Here is a 1,888-nt window from a genome sequence, read left to right on the forward strand (position 1 = left end):
TCGACAGCATCTGCTCTCTTTTTTCTGCTTTCCTCATACAGCAAAGCTAAGCCATAGATAAACGCTAAAAAATATGTACTTGGTAGGGCGGATACAAACAGACCAAGAAAACTATAGTTGAACGTTTGAAAGAAACTTATGGAAAGGAGGCGTTTAGCCACATCATGATTATCCGTAGGGATTTTTATAATAGGTATTTTTTCTTTTGTGCAGAAATGGGTCTTATTCCCAGCTACCGGATGGCAAAAATACGTTATTCCCGTAGTGTTTGGATGACCGTAGCCATCGTTGTTTTGGCCTTAATAACGATCGCACTGTATTTTTATATTATACCGCCCGAATCCGTTTGGATAAGCAGGTGGGTCGCCGGTACAGGTCTGTTTTTCATAGCTGTCAATATTTTCCGGTTGTATGTCTTATATCTAAAAACCTATCTAATATATCTTTATGAAGGACGATCAAAGGACTATCCAATATAAAAAGTGGTACGGCTATTTTTATTACCATCATTTTAACAGTCACCCACTTAGACCTACCCATCAAACTTATATTGCTTGCCTCTCATATATTGAAGATAAAGGCAATTTCAACATCGACAATTGCGGTGTGGATCAGGCGTGGCCAAGAATAAAGGAAACGCTACGGTCGCTTGAATCAGATGACTTCAAGGTTTTAACGTTAATCACAAAAAAATAAAATTTTCATTTATGTCTAAAGAACTTAAAGAACACAGAAATAGTTCCTTGATATCCAAAGAAGAAATAGTGGAACAGATTTTCCTTAAACACGATTTTATTATCGCAATAGGTGACCAGTTTTGGCACCCCTCTCATGGCTTTGGCTATGTGTTGGATATTGAGTTAAACAAGGACGTTGAAGATGATCCTTTTGATGCTAATAACATTACCGTCCGGTTCCAATTTCAGGAAAGTGACAAGCCTTCAATTCGGGCATACACGCTAAGGGATTTGGTAAGTAATTCAGACTATAAACCGTTTCCCATAACCCATGGCGATGCCGATAGTTTTGTCAGCGATTCGGAGAAGATGGCTAATGGACAAATTGATCATATTGGCCTGTTGAAGCAATATGGACTTTCAACGGAAAGCGGAGAAACATCATCCGCTCTTATGATTATTGATAAGAACCTTCTCATAGCTAGGAAGCGTGAGCTAGCGAAGCAGTCTCAATTTTTGGATGCCCGTAGGAAATATGCAAAAGAATTATTGGAAAGGCGCATGGATAAAATGCGTGGAATGCTAGCAGCATTCACCGGACAAATAAGTAAACTGAACCGGCTCATTTACACAATAGAACTTTATTTGGGAATCAAGGAAGAACTTCATCAACTACAGAAAGGCTCTTGGGCTGATGTCCACGATCCGATATGTTTCCGGCAACGCAGACTATACATGGATGTCGAAGTTGGCAATCCGCTCGATGATGGACAGGGTATTGACTTCCAGTCCATAGAGGTTTTCGATGAATGGTTATTGCGGAAGAATTCATATTGGGGAAAATACAACTATGAATTGATGTTGCCCGAAACAAAAGGTGTTGTTGTTTTCAAGGTCAGGCGTGAGAATAAAAACTACGATCCAAACCCCTTCATCAATCACATGATGAATGCTCCCAACCATATGACCTACCTTCTAATCAGGAACGGTGAAAATATATTCCGTATATATGGTGACATCAATATCGGTCAGAAACTTTTTCCTGATCAGGACGAGTTTACCAAGAATGAAGGGGAAAGGTTTTATAACAAGGAAAGCGTAGCGGAACGTTATAAATTAAATCACTACTGACCGACAAAAAATAATTTAAGGAGCTGCCATATCTGGCAAGCTCCTTTTTTCATATTTTGGTTTTACGACAAACTAAAAAT

At 39.1% G+C, this 1,888-nt stretch carries 1 protein-coding gene; it reads left to right on the forward strand.

Going from position 1 to position 1,888, the window contains the following annotated elements:
• Window positions 1-707: 707 nt before the first annotated feature.
• Window positions 708-1,808 (forward strand): hypothetical protein, encoded by a 1,101-nt coding sequence (locus A37S_RS0122460; RefSeq protein WP_028298878.1) that lies wholly within the window; start codon window positions 708-710, stop codon window positions 1,806-1,808.
• The last annotated feature ends 80 nt before the right edge of the window (window positions 1,809-1,888 follow it).

The sequence above is a fragment of the Olivibacter sitiensis DSM 17696 genome (assembly GCF_000427965.1).
GTDB lineage: Bacteria > Bacteroidota > Bacteroidia > Sphingobacteriales > Sphingobacteriaceae > Olivibacter > Olivibacter sitiensis.